The following is a 24,070-nucleotide window of genomic DNA, read 5'->3' as shown; positions in this document are numbered from 1 at the left end:
ATGTTCCGCCTGACCGAATACATGCAGCAGCTCGTCAAACCGACACCGGTGCGCAGACGCCGTCCCGGCCCGGTGAAGCCGGTAGTGATCTGGAACCTGACGCGGCGCTGCAATCTGAAATGCCGCCACTGTTACACCGTTTCAGCAGACGTCGCGTTCCCCGGTGAGCTCAGTCACGAGCAAGCCATGGTAACCCTTGAGGATCTGGGCCAATTCCGCGCCCCGGCCCTGATCCTCTCGGGTGGGGAACCGCTGGACCGGTTCGATTTCTTCGACATCGCCAAACGCGCCCGCGATCTGGTTCCGATGCTGGCGCTATCGACCAACGGTACGCGGATTTACGACGAAACCGCCGACATGATCGCCGACGTGGGCTTCAACTATGTCGGCATTTCGCTGGACGGGATCGGGGCCACAAATGACTGGTTCCGGGGCGTCGAAGGGGCCTTTGCCGACGCCCTGCGCGGTGTTCGCGAATGTAAGAAGCGCGGCATCAAAGTGGGTCTGCGGTTCTGCCTGACCGAGGGCACACAACACCACCTGCCTGACCTGCTGCAACTGTGCGACGATGAGGGTGTCGACAAGTTCTACCTGTCTCACCTCGTCTATGCCGGGCGCGGTGACAAGAACCGAGGCGAGGATGCCGAGCATTTGCGCACCCGTAAGGGTTTGGATTTGTTGTTGGAACGCGCGTGGGAAGCCGTCTCAGGCGGTCGTCCGCTGGATATCGTGACTGGCAATAACGATGCCGATGCCGGGTATTTCCTGAACTGGGTTCGGTCGCATTTCGACCATGACAAAGCTGCCAATGTGCGGGAACATCTTGCGGCGTGGGGTGGCAACTCTAGCGGTTTGGGCGTGGCCAATATCGACAACCTCGGCCGCGTGCATCCCGATACCTATTGGTCCGATTACACTGTTGGCAATGTGAAGACCAAATCGTTTTCGGAACTCTGGACCAGCGATGACCCGATGCTCGCCATGCTGCGTACCCGTCCGCGTCCTTTGAAGGGGCGTTGCGGGGCCTGTCAGTTAAAGGATGTCTGCGGCGGCAACACCCGCATCCGTGCTCTGCAACTGACCGGCGACCCGTGGGCCGAGGACCCGGCCTGCTATCTATCAAACGAAGAAATCGGCGTGCAGGGCGCAGGCGAGCGTCTGCAGGTCACGCCGTTCCGAGGGAAAAGCCATGATCCGGCGCATCAGTTCTTTTGACACCTTGAAAATCGGCACATTCTGCTCGCTGCTGCTGACCGGCGCAGCTTGGGCTGATGCACCTTCGGATTATGCTGAATTCTGTGCCTCATGCCATGGTGAAAACCGTCTGGGTGGGGTCGGTCCGGCGCTGATCCCCGAGACGTTGAAACGGATGCGTGGGCCACGCGTGGCGGCGGTGATTGCCGAAGGGCGTACGGCCACCCAGATGCCTGCGTTTTCGCACGAGTTGGACGCGTTGCAGATCGAGGAACTGGCGGGATGGTTGAAATCTCCGCTGGAGACCGATCCCGAATGGGGTGAGGCCGATATCATGGCCAGCCGGACTCTGGATGATGAGTACGTATCGGTTGACGCGCCTGTCTGGGACAGCGACCCGATGAACATCACGCTGGTGGTGGAAACAGGCGATCATCATGTCAGCGTGCTGGACGGCGATACGTTCGAGGTTCTGGATCGGTTCGAAACCCCGTTCGCCGTGCATGGTGGGCCGAAGTTCAGCCCCGATGGGCGCTATGTCTTCATCATGTCGCGCGATGGCTGGGTGCAGAAATATGATATCTGGGCGCTGAAACAGGTGGGCCGCGTGCGCGCGGGGTTAAACAGCCGCAACATCGCCATGTCGGGTGACGGCAAATGGGTGGCGGTAGCGAACTATTTACCGAACTCACTGACCCTGCTGTCGACAGAGGACTTGTCGGTCGCGAAAGTCATTGAAGTCAAAAGCAAAAAGGGCGTTCCCAGCCGTGTTTCCGCCGTTTATCAGGCACCGCCGCGCGAAAGCTTTGTTCTGGCGCTGAAGGATGTCCCCGAGATTTGGGAGGTGTTCTACGGGGCCAACCCGCCGCAATCCGGTATAGGCCACGATTTCCGCATCGAGGGGCAGTTCAAGAACCCCGACCCGTTCCCCGTGCGCAAGATCACCACGCCTGATTATCTGGACGATTTCTTTTTCGATCAAAGTTATGAATACGTTATGGGCGCCTCGCGTGATGGCAAGGGCGGGCAGGTGATTGATCTGGTGATCGGTCATAAGATCGCAGATCTGGACCTGCCGGGGATGCCTCACTTAGGTTCGGGGATCACCTGGCAGCAGGGCGACACCACCGTGATGGCGACGCCGCATCTGACCGATGGCACGGTCTCGGTGATCGACATGGGAACATGGGAAACCGTCAAGCGGATCAAAACCGAAGGGCCAGGATTTTTCATGCGCAGCCATGAGAACTCGCCTTACGTCTGGGCCGATGTGTTCTTTGGCCCGAACAAGGATGCCATGCACGTGATCGACAAGCAAAGCCTTGAAATCGTGAGAACTTTGCGCCCCGCGCCGGGTAAGACCGTGGCGCATGTAGAATTCACCAAGGATGGCAGTCACGCGCTGGTTTCGATCTGGGAAGATGACGGCGCGGTGATCGTCTATGACGCGCAAACGCTGGAAGAGGTCCGCCGCCTGCCGATGCGCAAACCGTCTGGGAAGTACAATGTCTGGAACAAAATCACCTTCTCGGAAGGCACCAGCCACTGAAGGCAAATGGCCGGTCTGGAAGCTGGCCATCCTGCTTTATCCGGCCACGGCTCTGACCGTGGCCATCAACCTGTTTCTGGCTGGGCTGATCCTGCACAGCGCGGGGTTTGGTGCGATTGAACCAGTACCTGCGATCTTATGGTCCATCCCCTTGGGCGTGCCCGCCTCATGGCTGGCAGGGCGCTGGGTGCGTGGCCTGATGGATGAGGCAGACGATTGATTTGAAAAGAAAATCAGAAATTTGCTTCACCTAACCTAAGTCAAGTCGCGACTCGGTAGAATCCAATACCCCAAAGGCATAGCTTTCCGAGTCGGAGACTCCATGCCTGCCCTGATCCCTCTGCACAATCTCCCTGTACGCGCAACTCGCGCGGCATGTGGGTTGGCAGGCATATTCCTTCTGTTGTTGCAGGCCTTTGGACCGGTGCTGGCGAGTCCCGGTGAAAGTGTCTGGATGGAGATCTGCTCGGAAGGCGGCGCGGTCTGGGTTGAAGTTGATCTTGAGGAGGACACCGAAGACCCGACCGCGTACTGCCCAAAATGCGCCGATTGCGCGCTGTGCGCTGTCACCAGTGCAGCGCCCGCACCCGAGCTGGTGCAGATACCGCAAATCGGAAACTTCCGTGTTGTACAGCTTCAGAACAGCAAATCTTCCATGTTGTACAAGTCGCATAAGCTGTGGCCCGAAACCCGGGGACCTCCGCGCCCGACCCAAGAAACTGCTGAACGCGCCCTGCGCGCGACCATGGTGTCCACCCTAAGTATCGGAGGTGCGCCGTGGTCGTAAGTCGCGCAATCCACATAATGCTGGCCCTTGCCGTGTCCTGCCTGATGGCGATCAGTGCCAATGCCGACAGCCTCGCCAGCTTCCTGCCCGAGATTGAACCCGCCGATCTGGCCCCCGGTGCTGATGCCATTGGGCCGGTCCGCGATGACGTTCCGGTTGCACCCGTTCTGAAGGCCGGCGAGACCGTTGCCTGGGCCTTCCTAACCTCTGACTTCGTTGGCACCACCGGCTATTCCGGCAAACCGATCCATGTGGTCGCCGCCATCGATGATCAAGCGGTGCTAACCGGTGTGCAACTGGTCAAACACTCGGAGCCCATCGTTCTGATTGGCATCCCCAACGCGCGCATGGTTGAGCTGACCGAAGGCTATGCCGGTCTGGACTTGAAGGTTGAGGCTGAAACCGGCGGTGAGGGGCATGACCTCGATATCATCTCGGGGGCCACCGTCACGATCATGGTGATTGATGACAGTCTTGTGCGCGGCGGCATCAAGGTGGCGCGGGCGCTGGGGTTGGGCGGTTTGTCTCCGCTGCAGGCCGATGGGCCGAAACGCGAAGTCGATCTGGCGCAGGATGCAGTATACGACTGGACCACCCTGTCCGGCGACGGCTCGGTCCGGCGACTAACGCTGGATATCGGGCAGGTCAACGCTGCGTTCGAAGCCACCGGAGATCAGCGCGCCATCAAACGCCCTGAACCCGGCGAACCCGATGACACCTATATTGATATGCATATGGCGTTGGTATCCGTGCCGTCGATCGGCAAGTCGCTGCTGGGTGAGGCCGAATATCAAAACATGGTCGACTGGCTGGACGAAGGCGAGCAGGCCATTCTGGTGCTGGGGCGTGGGGCCTACAGCTTCAAGGGCTCGGGCTATGTCCGGGGCGGGATTTTTGACCGGATACAGCTGATCCAGGGCGACAATTCGGTCCGGTTCTTTGACAAGCAACAGCGCCGGTTGGGCAAGGTTGCGGCAGCGGATGCGCCCACCTTTACCGAGTTGGACATCTTCAAGATCCCCGCTGAGGCCGAGTTTGATCCGGCCGAGCCCTTCCGCCTGCAGCTGTTGGCGCAGCGGGCTGTGGGCGCGGTTGAGAAGACCTTTCTGACCTTCGATCTGGGCTACAAACTGCCCGAGCAGTATCTGCTGCCCGTTACGGCCCCTGTAGTCGTCGATGACGCCACCGGCGAGGCAGCAGCCAAGGCCGCGCTTTGGAAACGCATCTGGAAGGACCGCACGGTTGAGATCGGGGTGCTGGGCGTCATGCTTTTGGTGCTGACGGCGACATTCTTCTTCCAGTTCCACGCCACCATGAACGCCCGCGTCTTCTATTGGTTCCGCATCGGATACCTGACCATGACGCTGTTCTTCATCGGCTGGTACGCCAATGCGCAGCTGAGCGTCGTGAACTTGATGGCGCTGGCAGGCAGTCTGCGCACCGGCTTCTCTTGGGATGCCTTCTTGCTGGACCCGTTGGTCTTCATCCAATGGTTCGCTGTCGCTGCCGCGCTGCTGTTCTGGGGTCGGGGTGCTTATTGCGGCTGGCTGTGCCCGTTTGGCGCGCTGCAGGAACTGACCAACAAGATCGCGCGGGCCTTCAAGGTGCCGCAGTGGACACTGCCCTGGGGCCTGAATGAGCGGCTCTGGCCCGCGAAATACATGATCTTCCTTGTGTTGTTCGGGATCAGTTTTGTCTCGATCCCGCTGGCTGAAACCTATGCCGAGGTCGAGCCGTTCAAGACCGCGATTATTCTGAAATTCATGCGCGACTGGCCCTTCGTGGTCTTTGCGCTGACCCTGCTGGGGATCGGTCTGTTCATCGAACGGTTCTATTGCCGCTATCTCTGCCCCTTGGGTGGTGCGCTGGCGATCCCTGCCCGTATCCGCATGTTCGACTGGCTGCGCCGCTACAAGGATTGCGGCACCCCCTGTCAGACCTGCGCCAACGAATGCCCCGTTCAGGCGATCCACCCCACCGGTGAGATCAATCCGAACGAGTGCGTCACCTGCCTGCATTGTCAGGTGCTCTACCAGTCCGAGGACAAATGTCCCGTCGTTATCCGCCAGTTGAAACGGCGGGCCAAGACAGGGTCGGTTCAACCGAAAACCCCCCTCGGACAACCACCGGCGAACCATCCGAACGCCAAACCGCAAACCGTTTCCTAAAAAGGAGGAACGATCATGTCGGAACACGATAAGAAACTGAACGTCACACGCCGCGGACTGCTGGGTGCATCTGCAACCGGCGCCGTGTTGGCCGGAACCGGTCTGGGCAGCACCCTGATGACCGCGAAAGAGGCCAGCGCCGCCGCCAATGCCGCGCTGGAGCCCGGCGAGTTGGACGAATATTACGGCTTCTGGTCCTCGGGTCAGACCGGCGAGGTGCGTATCCTCGGCGTGCCGTCGATGCGCGAGTTGATGCGCATTCCTGTATTCAACCGCTGCTCGGCCACCGGCTGGGGCCAGACCAACGAGTCGCTGAAGATCCTGACCGAAGGGCTGCTGCCTGAGACCAAGCAGTACCTGGCCGCCAATGGCAAAGTCACCTATGACAATGGCGACCTGCACCACCCGCACATGTCCTTCACCGATGGCACCTATGATGGCCGCTATTTGTTCATGAATGACAAGGCCAACACACGCGTCGCGCGCATCCGCTGCGACGTGATGAAATGCGACAAGATCATCGAAATCCCGAACGCGCATGACATCCACGGTCTGCGTCCGCAGAAATACCCGCGCACCGGCTATATCTTCGCCAATGGCGAACACGAGGCACCGCTGGTCAATGATGGCGAGATCCTCGATGATCCGTCGCAATATGTGAACATCTTCACTGCCATCGACGGTGACACGATGGAGATCGCATGGCAGGTGATGGTGTCGGGCAACCTCGACAACACTGACTGCGACTATCAGGGCAAATACGCATTCTCGACCTCGTATAACTCGGAAATGGGTATGAACCTGGCCGAGATGACCGAGAATGAGCTGGACCACGTGGTCGTGTTCAACCTGAAAGGCATCGAAGACGCGATTGCTGCTGGCAACTATCAGGAGCTGAACGGCGTCAAGGTCGTGGACGGGCGTAAAGAGGCGGGCGGCAACCTGACCCGCTATATCCCGATCCCGAACTCGCCGCACGGAGTGAACGCAGCACCCGACAAGAAACACATCATGATCAACGGCAAGCTGTCCCCGACCGTATCCGTGATCGATGTGGAAAAGGTCGATGCGCTGTTTGCCGACAATGCCGATCCACGCTCGGCCATCGTGGCGGAACCGCAGCTGGGTCTTGGCCCGCTTCACACCGCGTTTGATGGCAAAGGCAACGCCTACACCACCCTGTTCCTGGACAGCCAGGTGGTGAAGTGGGACATCGCCAAGGCCATCGAAGCCTACGGTGGTGCGGATGTTGATCCGATCCTAGACAAAGTGGATGTGCATTATCAGCCGGGCCACAATTCGACCTCGATGGGCGAAACGGCTGAGGCTGATGGCAAGTGGCTGATTTCGATGAACAAGTTCTCGAAAGACCGCTTCCTGAACGTCGGGCCACTGAAGCCGGAAAACGAGCAGTTGATCGATATCTCGGGTGATAAGATGAAGGTGGTCCATGACGGCCCGACCTTCGCGGAACCGCATGACTCGATCCTCGTGCACCGGTCCAAGGTGAACCCGGTCAATGTCTGGGATCGCAACGACCCGATGTGGGAAGATGCCCGCAAACAGGCCGAGGCTGATGGTGTCGATCTGGAAGAGGGTGCCGAGGAGCCGATCCGCGATGGCAACAAGGTGCGGGTCTACATGACCTCGACCGCGCCGGTGTTCAGCCTTGAGAAGTTCACCGTCAAACAGGGTGACGAGGTAACGTTGTATGTCACCAACCTGGATGACGTGGATGACGTGACCCACGGGTTGTGTCTGTCGAACTTCGGCATCGCGATGGAGGTTGCGCCGCAGGCCACCGCCTCGGTCACCTTCATTGCCGACCGTCCGGGCGTGCACTGGTTCTATTGCCAGTGGTTCTGCCACGCGCTGCACATGGAGATGCGCGGCCGGATGTTCGTTGAGCCGCGGAGCGCGTAACCATGCGTTGGTCCCTGCTCATACCGCTCCTGCTCGGCTCGCCTCTTTGGGCGGCGGATTGGGATGTGCCCAACCGGGCAGGGGCCATCAACGAGATACTGGCGCAGGCGGCGGATGGGGACACCCTCCGCCTGAGCCCCGGCGTTTACACAGAAACGCTGGTTCTGGACCGGCCCGTCACGATTGACGGGCTGGGACAGGCCACCATCGACGGACAAGGCGAAGGCAGCGTCATTACCGTGACCGGGCCGGGTGTGACCGTGCGCGGTCTGACGGTGATCGGATCGGGCTCGGACCATGACGGGATCGACAGCGGCATCCAGTTGACCAAGACGGCCCATGCGCCGGTGGTCGAAGACAATGTGCTGCTAGGCAATCTCTATGGCATCGACATCCATGGGGCCAAGGACAGTATCGTCCGGCGAAACCGGATTGAAGGGCGGCAAGACCAGCGCATGAACGAGCGTGGCAATGGCGTCTATGTCTGGAACGCGCCGGGTGCGGTGGTTGAGGACAACGATATCCGCTATGGCCGCGACGGAATTTTTGTAAACTCGTCGAAGAAGAACACCTTCACCGGCAACCTGTTTCGCGATCTGCGTTTTGCCGTGCATTACATGTATGCCGACAATTCGGTGGTCAGCGACAACGTCTCGATCGGCAATGATCTGGGCTACGCGGTGATGTTCACGACCAATGTGACCGTGGCCAATAACGTCTCGATCGGCGACCGCGAACATGGCGTCATGCTGAACTATGCCAACAAAAGCACCATCACCGGAAACGTTGTGAAAGGTGCGAAAGAGAAATGCACCTTCCTCTATAACTCGAACAAGAACGAGTTCACTGATAACTGGTTTGAGGGGTGCGGCATCGGAATCCACTTTACCGCTGGCAGCGAGCGCAACCGCATCGTTGGCAATTCATTCATCGGGAACCGGACGCAGGTGAAATACGTCTCGACCAAATGGGTCGAGTGGTCCGAAGACGGACGCGGCAACTACTGGTCCGATTTCGCCGCTTATGATGTGGATGGCAACGGCATTGCCGATGCCCCCTATCGCCCCAATGACAGTATGGACCATGTGCTGTGGACCCAACCCTCAGCCAAACTGCTGCTCGGCTCGCCCGCCGTGCAGCTGGTACGCTGGTCGCAATCGGCCTTCCCGGCGCTGTTGCCGGGGGGTGTGATGGACAGCAACCCATTGATGCAAGCCCCTGAACCCCCAGCTATGAAAAAGGTGCCTCATGACGGATAAGGCCCTGTCAATCGACCATGTTCTCAAGGACCGTGGAAAAAACCGCGTTCTTGACGATATCACCCTGTCTCTTGCCCCCGGTCAGCGCGTTGCGCTGCTGGGCCATAACGGTGCGGGCAAGTCGACGCTGATCAAATCCATCCTCGGCCTGACGCCGATCCATGGTGGCGCCATTCGGATCGGAGACGCCACCCCCGGCAGCGCGCAGGCGCGGCGCGAGACGGCCTATCTGCCTGAAGCGGTGTCGTTCCACCCCGCGCTAACCGGGCGCGAGCAGTTGACCCTGTTTGCGCAGCTTTCAGGCGCAAAGGCCGACGTGCTTGGCCTGTTGGAGCGCGTTGGTCTCAGCGACGCATTGGACCGCCGGATCGGTACCTATTCCAAAGGCATGCGGCAACGTCTGGGTCTGGCGCAGGTGCTGTTGGGTCAACCGAAAGTGGCTTTGCTGGATGAGCCGACAAGCGGGCTGGACCCGATCTCGCGGCAGGACCTTTATGCCATCATCGACGAGCTGGCTGCCCAAGGCACCGCCGTTCTAATCGCCAGCCATGCGCTGACCGAGGTCGAGGCCCGCACCGACCGCATCGCCATCATGCGCAAGGGTCGGATGGTCGCCGACGACACGCTGAACAACCTGTCGGCGCTGGCCGGTCTGCCGATCCGCCTGAAGGTGCGCGCCAGCGCCAATGCCGATGCGCTGGCCGCAGAACTGGGTGGCAACCGGATCAACGGCGCATCGGTGGAACTGCTCTGCACCCCCGCTGACAAGATGGAGGCCCTGCGCCGGATCGCCGGGCTGGGCGACGCGGTGGCGGATGTCGAGATGACCCCGCCCAAGCTGGAAGACCTCTATCGCCACTACGCACAGGAGGATTTGCAATGACCCGCTTCCTCGCCATCACCCGCACCGAAATGCTGATCCTGCGCCGCAATCGCTGGCTGCTGGTCGCCACATTGATCATGGTGCTGTTCGCTTTGGCGCTGACCTTTGCGGGCAGCGCACCAACCGGCACGTTGGGAGTCGACATGCTGACCGTCTCGGTGGCCTCGATGACCACGCTTTCGGTCTATCTTGCACCGCTCTTGGCGCTGATGATCGCCTTTGACGCCATCGCGGGCGACGTGGATCGCGGCAGCCTGTCACTGCTGCTGTCTTACCCGGCCGGGCGCGGAGAAATCCTGTTGGGCAAGTTCACCGCCCATCTGGCCGCGCTGGCCTTTGCCATGACCATCGGTTTCGGTACCGCTGGCGCAGTGGCCGCCTTCTTTGGCGGCGCGGGTCCGGAAAGCCTGATGGCTCTGGCCCGCCTGATCCTCACATCTATCCTGCTGGGCGCCGTGTTTCTGGCGCTGGGATACCTGCTGTCCGCTTTGGCAAAGGGGGCCACGGCGGCGGCAGGTTTGTCGGCCGGGCTCTGGCTGGTTTTTGTCGTCCTCTATGATTTGGGCCTGTTGGGGGCCGTCGTCATGGACAAGGGCGGCACCTTCACCCAATCCGTCTTTCCATGGGTGATGGTGGCCAACCCGGCCGACGCATTCCGTTTGTGGAACATCGCCGCAACCGAGGGCGTCGCCATGGCCTCCGGCATGACCGGAGCGGCGCAAGCTCTGCCCGTTTGGGCCGCGCCCGCCTCGCTGCTGATCTGGCCGGTGCTGGGCTTTGCCCTTGCGCGTCTCGCATTTCGGAGAGTTGAGCCATGAGATACCTTGCCCTGATCGCTCTGGTCGCGTTGACGGCCTGCAAAGAAGAGGTGGCCGAGGCCCCCGACCCGGTTGATCTCACCCCGGATGCGCTGAGTTATTTCTGCCAGATGAACATCGCGGAACATGGCGGGCCCAAAGGGCAGATCCATCTGGAAGGCTATCCCGCGCCTTTGTTCTTTGCGCAGGTGCGCGACATGCTGGCCTATCTGAAAAGCCCCGAACGCGATGCTAAGATCACCGCTGTCTATGTCAGTGACATGAGCGTCGCGCCCAGCTGGCGGCAACCGGGGATTTCCAACTGGATCGCAGCTGATGGTGCGACCTTTGTCGTCGGCGCCGATGTGGCCGGCGGCATGGGTGCGCGCGAAGTCGTGCCCTTTGGCGACCCCGCCGCGGCAGAGGCGTTCATTGCCAAATATGGCGGCGCCGCCCTGCCACTGTCTGATATTCCCGATGCCGAAGTGCTGGGCCCCGTCGATCTGGACCTCGCGCTGGAGACCCCCGCATGACCATTCTGACCCGCCGCCGTTTCCTAGCCATCTCAGCCGCCTGCGCCGCCGTACCCGCCGCTGCTGGCAACGTCGCCCAATGGCGCGGTATCGCGCTGGGCGCACCCGCCAGCCTGAGGCTGGAAGGCTCGACGGACGCACAGGCCGCGCCGATCTTTGCTGCGGTCGAGGCAGAGCTGAATCGGCTGGAGAATATATTCAGCCTCTACCGGACGCACTCGCAGATCAGTCAGCTTAACCGGATCGGCCACCTGGTCACCCCGGCGCCTGAGCTGCTGGAGGTGCTGAGCCTTTGTTCCACGCTTCACGACGCTTCGGGCGGGGTGTTTGATCCGACGATCCAGCCCCTGTGGCTAGCGCTCGCCAGTGGCGCGGCGGGGTCGCAAGTGGAACGTGCGCGCCAGACGATTGGTTGGGACAAGATTCACGTAAGCGCCGGTGAGATCCGCCTGCCGCATCCCGGACGCTCGGCGATTACCCTGAACGGGATTGCTCAAGGTGCGATCACTGACCGGATTTCCGCTTTGATGCGATCCTTCGATCTGCGCGATGTGCTGGTGGATATGGGCGAGGTCGCCACCCTTGGCCAGCGGAGCAATGGCGAGCCGTGGCGCGTCGGGCTGGCCAAGCCCGACGGTGCTGTCGCCAAACGGATCACACTGCAGGACCGCGCCGTCGCAACCTCGGCCCCCGAAGGCACCATGCTGCAGGGCGATCAGGGGCATATCCTGAACCCGAAAGGGTTGGGTGCGCCCTATCAGGCTGTATCAATCTCAGCCTCGCAGGCAGCATTGGCAGACGGGCTCTCAACCGCCCTATGCCTGACCCCGCGTGCCAAAGCAAACGCGCTGATATCGCGTTTTCCGGGCGCGCGTGTCGAGATGAGTATCTGAGCGCGGGTAAAGCTTGTCGTAAGGGGATGGTGCCTCAAGAGGGACTCGAACCCCCGACCTTGTCCTTACGAAGGACCTGCTCTACCAGCTGAGCTATTGAGGCGATGCGGAAGCTCGTTTAACGGCAGCGCGCGGGTCATGCAAGCGTGGATTGCCGGGCCGGTGCGCGGTTGACCACTACGCATTCATCCCGCATCCTGACGCCAACATGATCCGCCCGGCGGGTTACGATGGTTTATCAGATATTTGGCAAGGTCATTTGGATGTCCGGGAATTCGCAGAAGTCTTATGTGCTAGACACCCACCGGCTGCGCGACCCGGAAGAGACCCTGGCCATCGTCAAACCGTTTCTCAAGCAGATGGGCATAACCCGGATCGCCAACCTGACGGGACTGGACCGGGTTGGATTGCCGACAGTGATGGTGACGCGGCCAAACTCGCGCTCGGTCGCGGTGTCGCTGGGCAAGGGGCTGTCGCTGAGCGCAGCCCGGGCTTCGGGCGTGATGGAAGCGATTGAATCCTGGCACGCAGAGCGGATCGAACTGCCGCTACGGCTGTCCAGCTTTGCTGATCTGGCGGTGGAGTATGTGGTCGATGCCGACCGTCTGCCCAGCGTCACCGGCGGGCAGTTCGACCCTCATCAGGCGATACTGTGGGTGCTGGGGCGCGATCTGCCCTCGGGCCAGCCCTGCTGGGTGCCGTATGAGATGGTGGACACCGATTATACCACCTCGCCCGTGGCTGGGCAGCGGGCGTTTCCGCGAACGACAAACGGGCTGGCGTCCGGCAACAACCTGACCGAAGCCAGTTGCCACGCGATCTGCGAGTTGATCGAGCGTGACGCCACAACGCTGTGGCACCATCAGGGCGCAACCCCGCGTGTTAATCCCCGTACAGTGGACGACCCGCGTTGCCTTCAGGCGATGGAACAGATTTCTGCGGCGGGGCTTGATTTGGGAATCTGGGACACGACCTCGGACATCGGCATCGCCAGCTTTCGCTGCGCGATATGTGAGGACGGAGGCACCACGGGCCATATCGGCATCGGCGACGGCTGCCACCCGGATCGCGCCATTGCCCTACTGCGGGCGCTGACCGAAGCGGCGCAAACACGGTTGACCTATATCTCAGGGGCGCGGGATGATCTGGACCCGGAAGAGTTCTCAGACACTGCCCGGAACTGGCGCAGCGGATACATCCGCGAACTGATCGATGGCTCGGCGCCTATCGGTGATTTCACCGAATGCCCAACCTACGTGACCGGATCTTTCACGGATGACCTGTCTTTGTTGCTGGCGCGCCTGTCCGAGGCAGGCATAGATCAGGTGGTCACTGTTGATCTGTCGCGACCCGAAATTGACATCGCAGTGGTGCGCGCGGTGATACCGGGCTTGGAAGCGCCCCATGACGATCCCGACTTTGTCGCAGGCCCCCGTGCGCGAGCGGTGATGTCATGAGTGTGGTTGTTTTTGTCGGGCCGACGCTACGGGCCGAAGCCGTGCGCGAACATCTGAACGCCACTATCCTACCCCCGGTTCAGCAGGGCGATGTGTATCGGGCAGTGCGGGAAAAGCCGCGTGCCATCGGGATTATAGACGGGTATTTCGACGGGGTGCCCTCGGTCTGGCACAAGGAAATCCTGTGGGCCTTGGAGCAAGGTGTACCAGTCTTTGGCAGTGCCAGCATGGGTGCACTGCGCGCGGCAGAGCTGGCGGATTTCGGGATGATCGGGATCGGCCAGATTTTTGAGGGTTACCTGAATGGTGCCATCGAAGATGATGACGAGGTGGCGGTGCTGCACGGCCCTGCCGAGCTTGGCTTTCCACCGCTGAGCGAGCCTATGGTCTCGATCCGCGCCACCATTGCGCAAGCCAAGACAGCGGGTGTGTTGTCGTCAGAGACGGGCGACGCGTTGCAGCAAAAGGCGAAAAACCTGCACTACCGTGACCGGGTTTGGGATCGCATCCTTGAGGGCACTTCTGACCCGCAACCCTTTCTACGATGGTTACCCGACGGGCAGGTGGATGCGAAAGGGGACGACGCCCGCACGATGCTGGCTGAGATGGCCCGCTTTCTGAATGCTGGAACGAATGTGTCAGACGCACATCGCACCGAACGGACGCTGGTCTGGCGTGACCTCTGCGCCCGTGTGGATGGGGAAGCCGCACAACAGGATAGCGAGGCGCGGGCGTTGGTGGATGAGCTGCGGCTTGATCCGGTTCTCTACGCGCATCTGCGTGATCGCGCAGCGTTAGGCTTGCTGTCCAAGGACGAGACCCTCCGACAGGGGTTGGACCCGGATAAAGACGCCGTGGTCAAGCAGATGACCGAACATCGGCTGGAGGCCCGGCTACCCCGCCACGCGGATTTGCTTGAATGGCTGGAAGAAAATGACCTGACCCTTACGCAGTACGAGGCGATGCTGGCCGACAAATCCCGTGTCGATATCGCAATCCAAACGCTGGCCGAGACAATGGATGCCGCTTTGCTAGCCGAGCTTCGACGCTCGGGCGACTACAGCGCGTTGCGCGACCGGGCCCAGCGCAAAGCGGCGTTGCCGCCGGACCAAAGCAACGCTGCAACCCGGACGCGCGCCTTGATCTGGTATTTTGAAACACGTCTTGACCAGAGGGTGCCGGATGATCTTGACTCCTACGCGATCGGGCTTGGCCTTGAGGGGCGCGATGCCTTGGTTGATTTGGTTGCCGCCGAGTTCATGTTTTGCCAAGCTGGTGGCGATCTGGTTGACCAAGAGCCCGGATTGGCAGCCGGTCTGCACGCCGGCGGATAACGGGAGGGAAAATTGGCAATCTGGCCCGACTATTCAGAGAATGACCCCCCCGGCACGCGGTTCTTACTATATCCGCAATCGCCCTTTTTAGAGCCGAATTCCAAGCCCGAACTGGTCGAAATATCGGCCCCGCAAGGGACCATAGGCCCAGGCCCATCGGGCCCCCGCATGTATGCGATGTACCCGGTCGACAAAACGACCCCCTATGGCGCGATGATCGAGGGTGAAGACGGCCCCGAGATGTATCTGCCCGCATGGGACGGCTATATCCTGCCGCCGCCCGAGCCCGATGAGTTTGGCAATTTCATCCATATCGATCCCGAGGACCCGGCCTTTGAAGCCGCCCATCTGTTCGGAGCGGCCCATTTCACCATGGATGTGTGGGAGGGCTATTTTAATCGCCCGATCCCCTGGCATTTCGCGCGTGATTTCGAGCGGCTTGAGCTATCGTTGCTGCCAAGTCTAGATAACGCGCATATCGGTTGGGGATTTCTGGAAACCGGTGGCACTCGCGATATCGGTGACGAATACCGCCCCTACAGCCTGAACTTCGATGTGGTCGCGCATGAGATCGGTCATGCCATCATCTACAGCGTGGTCGGCATGCCGTCCGAAGAGGATGCGACCGGCGAATATTACGGGTTCCATGAATCGGCGGCCGATATGGTGGCGCTGTTGGCGTCGCTGCATTTCGGCTCGGTCGTGGATGAATTGCTGAAAAACACGCGCGGCAACCTTTATACCTATAACCGGCTGAGCCGCTTTGCCGAGCTGTCGCAGAACTCGCAAATTCGGATCGCCGCCAATGACCGGACGCTTTCTGAATTCTCGCATGGATGGTCCAGCGAACACGCCCTGTCGGAACCACTGACCGGGGCGATGTTCGATATTCTGGTCGATATCTACCACGAACGACTGGTAGCACATGACGTGATCGACCCGGAGATGGAGGAGCTCTCGGACGAGTTGGAAGGGGCCGACGAATACAATGCGATCATGCAGGACCTGTTCGACGAACATTACGCAGCCGACCCCGAAGGCTTTCGGGTTGCCCTGATCGAAGCGCGTGATTTGCTGGGGTCCTATCTTGCAGATGCGTGGGAGAAACTGGACCCCGATATGCTGAGCTACTTCGGCGTTGAACGCGCCTTGGTCATGGTCGATCACGAGGTAACCGGCGGCGCATTCCGGCAGATTATCGAAGGCAATTTCCGCATGCGCCACATCGGATTGACAGCGCCCGGCCCCCGTTTGACCAAGCCCGACGGCACGAGCCATGCCGCGTCGGTTCGTACGCTGTCACCCGAGGTGAATGAACCTTAAAGTCTTTGTTTTTCCCCCGCTATTGTGGCAGGTTACGCGCACGGGGTGATAATAGTGACATTCAACGCGCACTGAATGCGCAAACCGGGACAGGCGAGGCAATCGGCAGCGTCGACCCCCGATAGGGAGAAAGTGATATGTCTGAGTCCTTACTCAGTTTTTCCGAGGTATTACTGTTTGGGCGAGAGTTAAGTGATTTAAAACTGAAACAACGCTCGGTCCGGTTGGCCGAAGAGGTTGAGGAAGACTACGACTTCAGTAAGAAATTCACCAAAATCGACGGCGTACATGTCCGGGAAGACGATCGTGTTCTGGTTCAGGTCGGGGATGCGGCAAACGAAAAGTCCGGCATCTATAAGGTCATCAAGGACGGCGACAAGTTCAAGTTCGACAAGCGGAAGAAGGTTCCGCACGACTCGTTTGTCTATATACGCCGCGGACGTCAGTTCAAGCATACCCACTGGCAGCAGATCGCGAACCGGCACTCGGAACAGCTGTTCATCGAACAGGATGGCCGCCGGAGGGGTCGTGGCGTCAATAATTTCATCGGGGACCAGTTCGGAGGCGATGCACGACTGGCCCGGATTTACGGCTTCGCCTATGACGGCACCTATTACGAGATGCCGGAACCCACGATCTTTCTGGTGCATGGCGAAGGCGAGAGCGCGACGGGTGGCAACCTGCCCCATGGCTTCAAGCTGCAGACCAGCAATGACGCTAACGCGCCGGACACCACACAACAGGCCGCACGCGCGCCGATGAACCCCTCGGTTTCGGGCGTCGCGGCAGCGGATTACCAGATGGCCAATGACATCCGCGTCTGGAACTACGATCAGGCCGATTACACCATCCGCATGGATATCGCAGCCGGTCAGATCGAAGACGTGCTGCTGGACGTCTACTTTGAGTATGACGCACCGATGATGTCCGGAGCCAAGGTCTCGGGCGCCAAGGTGAGCGGGGCCAAGGTCTCGGGCGCGAAGGTCAGCGGGGCCAAGGTGTCCGGTGCTAAGGTGTCAGGTGCCAAAGTCAGCGGCGCAAAGGCACGTGGTGAATAGGAAGGCTGAAATGATCCTGACCGATTGACGTTTGGTTTTATTCCAACGTCTGCTTTGGGTTGGCGGGCCATTTATGCCTGACCCGCCATCCCTTTCGAAGATCAGAACTTGCCGTTTTCGTGCGCCATTTCGGCTGGCGTAGGCGAAACGACGTCCCAATGTTCAACGATCTTTCCATCTTCGACGCGCCATAGGTCGAAGAAGGCCCAAGGGTTCCCGCTGACGGTGGCATCTGAGGCGACAAAGACAAAGTTGCCTTCGGCCACCACAATCTGCGGCTCGAATTTGGTGATCACATTCCCCTGCTCTGCCCAGGCTTTGGTGCCCTCGATCAGGCCATCGATCCCATCGGCAAGCATTGGATTGTGCTGCATATAGACCTCGGAATACATCGGAGCTTTCTCAGGCGCGGCACCGCCCAGAACGTCACGCACAAACCCCAGAACCAGCGCCTTGTTTTCTTCTGTTTTCTCAAGATCGGTGATCTCGGTCGGCCCATCTGTCATGCCACGGCCCGACACTGTTGTTTCAGGAACGGGCTGCAAATTGTCCCAATGTTCAGCAACTTTGCCATTCTCGACGCGGAATATGTCAAAGGCGGCGAGGGTCGGTGCACCAAAAGCGTCCGCGTTGTCGAACGTGCTGTGCAATACAACCATATCGCCCTCGGCGATGACCCGGTGGGTAGTTGCAGTCATCCCGGATTGTTCGACCAAAGGGATCAGGCCGGCCAGGCCTTCGGCTCCGGTCGGGACTTGCGGGTTGTGCTGAATATAGTCCGGGGTAACGAGCTGTAGCGCTGCTTGCGGGTCATGTTCAGCAAAGGCAGCCGTAAAAAGTGCGATTACAAGTTCTTTGGGGGACATGTTGATTTCCTGTGATTCGTATCTACTGGATACGTGGTAGCAAATCCATACTACATTTCAATTACGTACTTTAAAATGACCTGGTATGCTTGAGGCTACTGCCCGAATTTTCAGGAAGTTGTACCGAGGCCAACGTGACGCTATTGTGCGATTAAGTTTTGAAACAATACCAGAGATTGATATGCTACCAATTGGTGTTGCCAACAAGGCAGAAGCTTCCAACTGCTCAATCCGTTCCGTACTGTCCAATGTGACGGGCAAATGGCGGATGATCATCATCCTTGCGCTGGAGGATGAGCCGAAACGCTTTGGCGATCTCAAGCGCTGTATCGGAGACATCACACAAAGTGTGTTGACCGAAAACCTGCGCGGGTTGCAACGCGATGGTTATTTGACCCGCACCGTCGATCCCGGACCGCCAGTGGCAGTGTCTTATGAATTGACACCTTTGGGCAGAAGCTTGCTTGAAATGCTGAAACCGCTCGTCTTCTGGTCGCATGAACAAATGGATGAAGTCAGGCGACTACGCATGCAGTTCGACCGCGAACAGGCGAGTTGATTTTTATAGGCGAGATCGGGCCGCAGCTCAGAACCCGGCCTTTTTGAGCCCCTCGACAAAATGCTGCGTGTCGTCGGACAGGCGGTCCGGCTGAACCTTGGCCCAGCGCGATAGTGAGAAATTGGGATGCGCTGCGCGGTGTTTGTCGGCGATCTGGCGGGCCATTTCCAGCTCGCCCTTATGGGCATAGCTGGCAGCCAGCACGCGCTGCCCCTCGGTCGGGTTGTTCATCTTGTTCACGCATGAGATCACGTCGTCATAGCGTTTGAGATTGTAATAGGCCCCGCCCAGATGCCACAGGTACTGATCGGGGAAATAGGGGTTCAGGCGCATCGCCTGCTGCAGATGTTTGATGGCGGTTTCGTTGTCGCCCCAATGGGCCAGCGCATCGGCGTAGTCCGAATGCATGTCCGCATCGTTGGGGTTAAGCTGCAGGGCGCGTTTGTAGGATTCGATCGCCGAGTCATGCTCTTTACGATAAAGCTGCACATAGCCCAGCTCTCCAAACCCGCGCGCGTCTGTGGGGTCAAGCTCCACCGCACGCTGAGCCAGCGACAGCGCCTTGTCCAGCGCGCTGTTTGGGTCTTCGGTCCAGGAATAGCGCCAATCGATGTTGAGCGTGCGTGACAGGGCTGCTGCAGCCCGAGCATAGCCGCCGTCGCGCTCAAGCGCGGATTCGTAGCAATGCTGCGCCTTGCGGTTGTCGTTGCGGGTGTATTTGAAAATATGGTGCTGCCCCTGCAGAACCGAACCATAAGCCCGCAGGTCTGACGGGATTGCCTGCACCATGCGCAGCTTTTCATGCGACTCGATCATGACTGCGGTGGCGGCAACGATGCACTCGGTCACCTCATCCAGGATGTCGAAGATATCATCGAGCTTACGGTCGAACCGTTCACCCCAGATGGTGCGTTCGGTGTTGGCGTCGATTAGCTCGGCCGTGATCCGGATACGACTGGACGAGCGGCGCACACTGCCGCGCGCGATATAGCGCACGTTCAGACGCCGAGCGGCCTCTTGCGGCGACATCGACTGGGTCTTGAAGAAGAACGAGGAATTCCGGGCAATGATGAACAGGTTCCGGAATTTGGACAGGTTCATGATGATGTCGTCGGTCAGCCCTTCGGCGACCCAGCTGTCATCTTCATCCCCGCCTTGGCTGGTAAAGGGCAGCACCGCAACCGACGGGTTATCGGGCCTTTCAAGCACTTCCAGCTGCATCTCAGGACGTAGGGTTGCGGCCATTGTTGCACCCTCGACCTCGGTTCGGACACAATAGGTCGCGACCGGAGACATGATGTTCTTGAGCTGCTTGGGACCAAGGAATTCATAGCCATAGCGCAGGCGGTTACGGATCTGTTCATAGACGGCTGCGCTGACATAAACCCGTTCTGGCTCGGCAATCTCCTGCAGGCGGGCAGCGATATTGACGTTGTCACCGTGGATGCCGCGTTCGTCCATCAGAACTTCGCCCATGTGAACGCCAGCGCGAAATTTGATGTTGTGCTCGTCATCCCGCGCCTGATTATGTTCCGCAGCGATCCGATGCAGTTCGATGCTGAACTCTACTGCACTGGTCGCCGTGTCGAATAAGGCAAGGATGCCGTCACCGCGCACTTCGATGATTTTGCCCTGATACTTTGAGCAAGCCGATTCAAGCTGCGAAAGCAAAGACTTCAACGCGTTATACGTATCCATCTCGTTCTCGCTCATCAGGCGGGAATAGCCGACAACGTCGGCAAAAAGCACCGCGCCTAGTTTCTGTTTTATTGATGCGTCCGAACCGGTCGTGTTCACTGGCAATACTCAATTGTGTTGTCATGTCGAATCCGACAGGACTGTTTTAGCAAAAAATGACTCAGAATACGTAACATTTTAGGTATCTGCACCGGAATCGGGGGGCCAAGACCACCCAGAGGCATCAAAACTGACCACTGTTTGGGTGCCTAACTCCCGCGCGAGCACCTCTCGACGCGCGATCCAGTCCTGCTGCAACATGCCGACGACAACCATGTCATGGAACTGCCCATCCGCGAACCAGGCTTGACGCATCGTGCCCTCGATCTCGCAGCCGATTCGCTGGATCAGATCGCGGCTGCTGTGATTGTCGGCCCGGTAATACGAGGTGATACGGTTCAGCCCCAATTGCCGGAATGCGAAATCCAGCATCAGCGCAACCGAACGCACCGCCACGCCATGTCGACGGATGGATTTGTCGACAAAAACCGGAACCACCGCATCCCTGTTGACGCTGGAAATTGCTTCAAGCCCGGTCATCCCCACCAGATCACCACTGTCAGATTCGATTGCGAACCAGCATTTGCAGCAGTCCTTTGAGGCGTTTATCGCGTCTTCCCAATATTGTTCGGTCTGTACCAGGTTCTGAGGAATGCGCGACGTTCGGTCGAACAGTGCCAGGTCATGGATATCCTGAAACCAGCGCGCAACTGTTCCCAGATCCGCCTTTTCCAAAGGGCGCAATCTGAACAACCGGGGTGAGCTATCGGGCAAGAGAAAATATCCTCCGAGTACAATTCTGAAAATCTATTCGCGGGATACTAGCACGAAAATTTCAGAAACAATAAGAGGTTGTTCACACAACGCAGCCGTAGGCCGCTACCCGCTGAACGGGTGCAACCGACAAACTTGTAATGGGTGGCAGGTCGTAAAGAAGCGTTACGATCAATCAGCGGTTTTCAGCGCGAATGAGGAAGATGTTGCGCAGGTAGATGGACAGGCCCATCGACTGACCCAGAATAAAGACCGGGTCACGGCGATAGATCGCATAGCTCAGCAGGATAAGCCCGCCGCCGATCGAAAGGTACCAGAACGCCATCGGGATGACGGATTTCTTGGCGCGCTCTGACGTGATCCATTGCACGATAAACCGGGCGCTGAACATCAGCTGACCGGCCAGACCGATAAAGACCCAGAGCGCCTCGGTCGGGCTGTCGACGTGCAGGATTTCCAGAATGGTTTCTTTCATGACCGGGACGCCTCGGTTGCGGAAACGGATTTGGCGCGGCGGGTCAGCCAGACGACGCCGAACAGATCCCAGATGCCGACCATGGCCCGCCCGAAATTGGTGTATTTGGATTCGCCCGACAAACGCTGCTGATGCGCCACATCCACCAGCGCGATATTCCAGCCATAGGCCTTAAACAGGGCGGGCAGATAACGGTGCATATGATTGAAAAAGGGCAGATCGAGGAAAGCCTGCCGTCGGAACGCCTTGAAACCGCAGCCGGTGTCACGTGTGCCGTCTTTCAGCATCCAGCCCCGCAGTGCATTGGCAAAGCGCGAGGCAAGCTTCTTTGACGCAGTGTCTTGTCGGCCAACCCGTTGCCCCGCCACCAGGCCGATCGAGGTATCACCACCCGACACCAGCGGCGCCCAAATCTTTGGCAGCTCTTCCGGCGGGTTCTGTCCGTCGCCATCCAGCGTACAGCAGATATCCGCGCGTGCTTCCTTGACGCCGGAATGCACGGCAGCACTTTGGCCACCGGCCGTTTTGTGCTGCAGGATGCGCAGTTGCGGACAGTCTTTCTGCATCTGTTGCAGCGCCGCAAAAGTGCCATCGGTCGATCCATCATCAACCGCGACAATCTCGAACGCGGGCAATTCGGCCGCAGCAGCGCAGATGCCCTGGATAAGACCGGCAACCGCCCCTTGCTCGTTATGCATGGGAATCACGATCGACACGGTGGGTCGATTGTCAGCGTTGGCATCATGATCAGCATGCATGGTGGGTAGCTTTACTTGTTTCAGTCTCAGGGCTTTTGCGGGATCAACGGCGAAAATTCAAGTGGCCACCGCATCGCAGGCCAACATCTGCGCAACTTGTTGGGGCATTGTTCAGCGATGGGGCGGATTGCACCGTGTCTCCTATTCAGGGGCGGGCGTGACACCGGTTGCCGACCAATAGACCAAACCCTCAACCGCAGTTGGCTGCGTCTCGAGCCCGATCAGGTCAGGTGCCAGCTCAGACAACTCACCCTCCGAACAGAGCCCTCGCAGCGGGCCGGTGGTATAGCCGAACCTGTCGAGGTATTTGTGCAGCTCCAGCCGTCTCAGATAGACAAAGCGCCTACCGTTGGAAGCAAAGACCGATGCGGCCCCGGGTGGTACGCGCAACTTGCGGTCATGGGCGCAGAGCAGCAGGGTTTCATCCGGCTGCAGCATTGCACCCAAAGGGGTCAGAATCTCGGCCTCGGGCACGCCCAAACGCACGCGACCCTTGCCCAGATCGGTGGCATCGCGGTCATAGAACAGGCCGCCTGCAACAAAGACCAGACCCAGCGCGGCCACCATCCCGGCCCAGCGCAGGCGCTCGACCGAAAACAACAAACCGGTTGCGGCGACCATCAGCATCGGCAGGATCAGCAGGGTGTAGCGTGCATAAACCTTGCCGGCTGCGGCCCACATCATGATAATGAAGAACGCGGCTATACCTGTTGCAGCAAGAAGTCTGGGCCGCTTTTGCAGAAATGGCAGAGCGCAGATGCCGACAAAACCCAGCAGCCGCAACCACGGCTCGCCCGCGATGATCAGATCATAGAGCTTCCCGAAGCCGCGATCGCTGAGCGATGGGCGAAAACGATCCAGCATCTCGCCTTTGATGTTGCCATCAAGCGAGTCGCCAAAGAGGAACCGAAGCTCTTGCAGGATCGGCCAGGCGAAGGCCAGCGGGATCGCAATTTTGAGCGTCCGGCGAAACGTTCTGTTCTGCCAGATCTCGCTGAACGGTTCCGTCTGCCATCTGTTGGTCAACTTCAGCGTCAGTAGTGCCAGCGCTAGAAAGGCCAGCGGGGTTGGGCTTTTCTGCAAGGCGGCCAACACCAGAGTTGCGCCGAAATAAGGCCAGTATTTCGGCTTTTCCAACGCTGCCAACAGGGCTGCAATTCCAAGGGTCGAAAAGAAAACCGCACCGGTATCAAGCATCGCGGATGTGGCGTGTTGCCAGAACTGAAGCGACGTGGCCACCAGCAGGACCGAAGGCAGCATAGCCCAGGGGCTGTCCGGGATCATCACCCGCGCCAGTACGGCCGTTGCCATCAGCGCGCCCAGCGCAAAGATCATCGACGGCAGGCGCAAGGCCAGAATATCAGATACGCCAAACTCCATCAGCAGTGCAGACATCCAATACTGCATGGGCGGTTTTTTCAGGCTAGGTTCGTTGTTGGAATAAACCGCCAGCCAGTCCCCATTGCGCGCAAAGCCTGTACTGCGGTCATAAGTGTAGAATTCATCGTAGTGATAGATGTTCCCAACACCCAGATCAGTCAGATACCAGGACCAGACCAGGACCATCACCAATGCGGTGGCGAAGTAAGGAAGCAATCTTAGCCAATTTGGGGAGGTACCGGTCATGCTTTCCGTGGTCCTATCGCGTCATAGAAATATGTGGTGTTGATCCCGCCGGGCCTTGTTTGAAACTGCCGCGCGTCGCGCTCCCATTATTGCGTCGCCCGTCCGAGAGCAAGAAGT

General features: G+C 59.2%; 22 protein-coding genes and 1 tRNA gene. 16 read left to right on the top strand and 7 right to left on the bottom strand.

Annotated features, from left to right (window positions below):
- The 11 genes from nirJ (at nt 1) to ACR0EN_RS18010 (ending at nt 11,986) form a co-directional block, all read left to right on the top strand.
- Nucleotides 1-1,215: a heme d1 biosynthesis radical SAM protein NirJ gene (nirJ, locus tag ACR0EN_RS18060; RefSeq protein WP_170819087.1), complete on the top strand. Its 1,215-nt coding sequence runs from the start codon at nt 1-3 to the stop codon at nt 1,213-1,215.
- A complete protein-coding gene (locus ACR0EN_RS18055; protein WP_480588167.1) occupies nt 1,190-2,743 on the top strand; it encodes a cytochrome D1 domain-containing protein in 1,554 nt (517 codons plus the stop codon). Before nirJ ends, ACR0EN_RS18055 begins: the two co-directional genes overlap by 26 nt.
- Complete coding sequence (locus ACR0EN_RS18050) at nt 2,700-2,963, top strand: hypothetical protein (RefSeq protein WP_170398115.1); 264 nt, start codon at nt 2,700-2,702, stop codon at nt 2,961-2,963. Before ACR0EN_RS18055 ends, ACR0EN_RS18050 begins: the two co-directional genes overlap by 44 nt.
- A gap of 102 nt (nt 2,964-3,065) precedes the next feature.
- Nucleotides 3,066-3,530 carry a DUF2946 family protein gene (locus ACR0EN_RS18045; protein WP_170625389.1) on the top strand — a complete coding sequence of 155 codons (465 nt, stop codon included), beginning with the start codon at nt 3,066-3,068 and terminating at the stop codon, nt 3,528-3,530.
- A gap of 17 nt (nt 3,531-3,547) precedes the next feature.
- Nucleotides 3,548-5,698 carry a 4Fe-4S binding protein gene (locus ACR0EN_RS18040; RefSeq protein ID WP_480588268.1) on the top strand — a complete coding sequence of 717 codons (2,151 nt, stop codon included), beginning with the start codon at nt 3,548-3,550 and terminating at the stop codon, nt 5,696-5,698.
- A gap of 15 nt (nt 5,699-5,713) precedes the next feature.
- The gene (gene nosZ / locus ACR0EN_RS18035) at nt 5,714-7,621 is read left to right on the top strand and encodes a TAT-dependent nitrous-oxide reductase (protein WP_170398107.1); all 1,908 of its coding nucleotides are present in this window, start codon (nt 5,714-5,716) and stop codon (nt 7,619-7,621) included.
- A 2-nt stretch (nt 7,622-7,623) separates the two neighbouring features.
- Nucleotides 7,624-8,880 carry a nitrous oxide reductase family maturation protein NosD gene (locus tag ACR0EN_RS18030; RefSeq protein WP_480588165.1) on the top strand — a complete coding sequence of 419 codons (1,257 nt, stop codon included), beginning with the start codon at nt 7,624-7,626 and terminating at the stop codon, nt 8,878-8,880.
- A complete protein-coding gene (locus ACR0EN_RS18025; protein WP_223117353.1) occupies nt 8,870-9,763 on the top strand; it encodes an ABC transporter ATP-binding protein in 894 nt (297 codons plus the stop codon). The genes ACR0EN_RS18030 and ACR0EN_RS18025 overlap by 11 nt, the downstream gene beginning before the upstream one ends.
- The gene (locus tag ACR0EN_RS18020) at nt 9,760-10,581 is read left to right on the top strand and encodes an ABC transporter permease (protein ID WP_170566627.1); all 822 of its coding nucleotides are present in this window, start codon (nt 9,760-9,762) and stop codon (nt 10,579-10,581) included. The genes ACR0EN_RS18025 and ACR0EN_RS18020 overlap by 4 nt, the downstream gene beginning before the upstream one ends.
- Nucleotides 10,578-11,093: a nitrous oxide reductase accessory protein NosL gene (locus tag ACR0EN_RS18015; protein WP_170819084.1), complete on the top strand. Its 516-nt coding sequence runs from the start codon at nt 10,578-10,580 to the stop codon at nt 11,091-11,093. The genes ACR0EN_RS18020 and ACR0EN_RS18015 overlap by 4 nt, the downstream gene beginning before the upstream one ends.
- Nucleotides 11,090-11,986, top strand: coding sequence for an FAD:protein FMN transferase (locus ACR0EN_RS18010; protein ID WP_170819083.1), 897 nt, complete (start codon nt 11,090-11,092; stop codon nt 11,984-11,986). Before ACR0EN_RS18015 ends, ACR0EN_RS18010 begins: the two co-directional genes overlap by 4 nt.
- Before the next feature lie 27 nt (nt 11,987-12,013).
- Here ACR0EN_RS18010 and ACR0EN_RS18005 read toward each other — a convergent pair.
- Nucleotides 12,014-12,089, bottom strand: a tRNA-Thr gene (locus tag ACR0EN_RS18005).
- Nucleotides 12,090-12,249: 160 nt separating this feature from the next.
- On the opposite strand from ACR0EN_RS18005, the gene ACR0EN_RS18000 reads away from it, so the two are divergent.
- From ACR0EN_RS18000 to ACR0EN_RS17985, 4 genes are all read left to right on the top strand, one after another.
- Entirely contained in the window at nt 12,250-13,443 is a 1,194-nt protein-coding gene (locus ACR0EN_RS18000; RefSeq protein ID WP_170819082.1) for a YcaO-like family protein, read from the top strand.
- Nucleotides 13,440-14,777, top strand: a complete 1,338-nt coding sequence (locus tag ACR0EN_RS17995; protein ID WP_170819081.1) for a TfuA-like protein — start codon at nt 13,440-13,442, stop codon at nt 14,775-14,777. Before ACR0EN_RS18000 ends, ACR0EN_RS17995 begins: the two co-directional genes overlap by 4 nt.
- A 12-nt stretch (nt 14,778-14,789) precedes the next feature.
- Nucleotides 14,790-16,100, top strand: coding sequence for a gluzincin family metallopeptidase (locus ACR0EN_RS17990; protein WP_480588161.1), 1,311 nt, complete (start codon nt 14,790-14,792; stop codon nt 16,098-16,100).
- A 137-nt stretch (nt 16,101-16,237) separates the two neighbouring features.
- Entirely contained in the window at nt 16,238-17,158 is a 921-nt protein-coding gene (locus ACR0EN_RS17985) for a pentapeptide repeat-containing protein (protein WP_170397991.1), read from the top strand.
- A 101-nt stretch (nt 17,159-17,259) separates the two neighbouring features.
- Here ACR0EN_RS17985 and ACR0EN_RS17980 read toward each other — a convergent pair whose 3' ends face one another.
- Nucleotides 17,260-18,024, bottom strand: coding sequence for a nuclear transport factor 2 family protein (locus tag ACR0EN_RS17980; RefSeq protein ID WP_170425438.1), 765 nt, complete (start codon nt 18,022-18,024; stop codon nt 17,260-17,262).
- A gap of 85 nt (nt 18,025-18,109) precedes the next feature.
- On the opposite strand from ACR0EN_RS17980, the gene ACR0EN_RS17975 reads away from it, so the two are divergent.
- A complete protein-coding gene (locus ACR0EN_RS17975) occupies nt 18,110-18,583 on the top strand; it encodes a winged helix-turn-helix transcriptional regulator (protein ID WP_480588159.1) in 474 nt (157 codons plus the stop codon).
- A 27-nt stretch (nt 18,584-18,610) separates the two neighbouring features.
- Here the strand turns inward: ACR0EN_RS17975 and ACR0EN_RS17970 are convergent, their stop codons facing one another.
- From ACR0EN_RS17970 to ACR0EN_RS17950, 5 genes are all read right to left on the bottom strand, one after another.
- On the bottom strand, nt 18,611-20,380 hold the full coding sequence (locus ACR0EN_RS17970; RefSeq protein WP_170407986.1) for an adenylate/guanylate cyclase domain-containing protein: 1,770 nt from the start codon (nt 20,378-20,380) through the stop codon (nt 18,611-18,613).
- Nucleotides 20,381-20,458: 78 nt separating this feature from the next.
- Nucleotides 20,459-21,094, bottom strand: a complete 636-nt coding sequence (locus ACR0EN_RS17965; RefSeq protein ID WP_480588157.1) for a GNAT family N-acetyltransferase — start codon at nt 21,092-21,094, stop codon at nt 20,459-20,461.
- Nucleotides 21,095-21,269: 175 nt separating this feature from the next.
- Nucleotides 21,270-21,569 (bottom strand): lipid-A-disaccharide synthase N-terminal domain-containing protein, encoded by a 300-nt coding sequence (locus ACR0EN_RS17960; RefSeq protein ID WP_039542759.1) that lies wholly within the window; start codon nt 21,567-21,569, stop codon nt 21,270-21,272.
- The gene (locus tag ACR0EN_RS17955; protein WP_480588155.1) at nt 21,566-22,327 is read right to left on the bottom strand and encodes a glycosyltransferase family 2 protein; all 762 of its coding nucleotides are present in this window, start codon (nt 22,325-22,327) and stop codon (nt 21,566-21,568) included. Before ACR0EN_RS17955 ends, ACR0EN_RS17960 begins: the two co-directional genes overlap by 4 nt.
- Nucleotides 22,328-22,468: 141 nt before the next feature.
- Nucleotides 22,469-23,953 (bottom strand): ArnT family glycosyltransferase, encoded by a 1,485-nt coding sequence (locus ACR0EN_RS17950; protein WP_480588153.1) that lies wholly within the window; start codon nt 23,951-23,953, stop codon nt 22,469-22,471.
- Nucleotides 23,954-24,070: the final 117 nt, after the last annotated feature.

Source organism: Ruegeria sp. AB7 (genome assembly GCF_056542625.1).
Note: the sequence above shows the minus strand (reverse complement) of the source record. Positions and strands in the feature narration are given on the sequence as shown.

Bases quoted from the DNA above. Each gene is read 5' to 3' on its own strand.
- nosZ (WP_170398107.1), top strand. From the start codon at position 5,714: ATGTCGGAACACGATAAGAAACTGAACGTCACACGCCGCGGACTGCTG.
- ACR0EN_RS17985 (WP_170397991.1), top strand. From the start codon at position 16,238: ATGTCTGAGTCCTTACTCAGTTTTTCCGAGGTATTACTGTTTGGGCGA.
- ACR0EN_RS17975 (WP_480588159.1), top strand. From the start codon at position 18,110: ATGCTTGAGGCTACTGCCCGAATTTTCAGGAAGTTGTACCGAGGCCAA.
- ACR0EN_RS17960 (WP_039542759.1), bottom strand. From the start codon at position 21,569: ATGAAAGAAACCATTCTGGAAATCCTGCACGTCGACAGCCCGACCGAG.
- ACR0EN_RS18000 (WP_170819082.1), top strand. From the start codon at position 12,250: ATGTCCGGGAATTCGCAGAAGTCTTATGTGCTAGACACCCACCGGCTG.
- ACR0EN_RS18010 (WP_170819083.1), top strand. From the start codon at position 11,090: ATGACCATTCTGACCCGCCGCCGTTTCCTAGCCATCTCAGCCGCCTGC.
- ACR0EN_RS18055 (WP_480588167.1), top strand. From the start codon at position 1,190: ATGATCCGGCGCATCAGTTCTTTTGACACCTTGAAAATCGGCACATTC.
- ACR0EN_RS18015 (WP_170819084.1), top strand. From the start codon at position 10,578: ATGAGATACCTTGCCCTGATCGCTCTGGTCGCGTTGACGGCCTGCAAA.
- ACR0EN_RS17980 (WP_170425438.1), bottom strand. From the start codon at position 18,024: ATGTCCCCCAAAGAACTTGTAATCGCACTTTTTACGGCTGCCTTTGCT.
- ACR0EN_RS17995 (WP_170819081.1), top strand. From the start codon at position 13,440: ATGAGTGTGGTTGTTTTTGTCGGGCCGACGCTACGGGCCGAAGCCGTG.
- nirJ (WP_170819087.1), top strand. From the start codon at position 1: ATGTTCCGCCTGACCGAATACATGCAGCAGCTCGTCAAACCGACACCG.
- ACR0EN_RS18025 (WP_223117353.1), top strand. From the start codon at position 8,870: ATGACGGATAAGGCCCTGTCAATCGACCATGTTCTCAAGGACCGTGGA.
- ACR0EN_RS17955 (WP_480588155.1), bottom strand. From the start codon at position 22,327: ATGCATGCTGATCATGATGCCAACGCTGACAATCGACCCACCGTGTCG.
- ACR0EN_RS18030 (WP_480588165.1), top strand. From the start codon at position 7,624: ATGCGTTGGTCCCTGCTCATACCGCTCCTGCTCGGCTCGCCTCTTTGG.
- ACR0EN_RS18050 (WP_170398115.1), top strand. From the start codon at position 2,700: ATGTCTGGAACAAAATCACCTTCTCGGAAGGCACCAGCCACTGAAGGC.
- ACR0EN_RS18045 (WP_170625389.1), top strand. From the start codon at position 3,066: ATGCCTGCCCTGATCCCTCTGCACAATCTCCCTGTACGCGCAACTCGC.
- ACR0EN_RS18040 (WP_480588268.1), top strand. From the start codon at position 3,548: ATGCTGGCCCTTGCCGTGTCCTGCCTGATGGCGATCAGTGCCAATGCC.
- ACR0EN_RS17950 (WP_480588153.1), bottom strand. From the start codon at position 23,953: ATGACCGGTACCTCCCCAAATTGGCTAAGATTGCTTCCTTACTTCGCC.
- ACR0EN_RS18020 (WP_170566627.1), top strand. From the start codon at position 9,760: ATGACCCGCTTCCTCGCCATCACCCGCACCGAAATGCTGATCCTGCGC.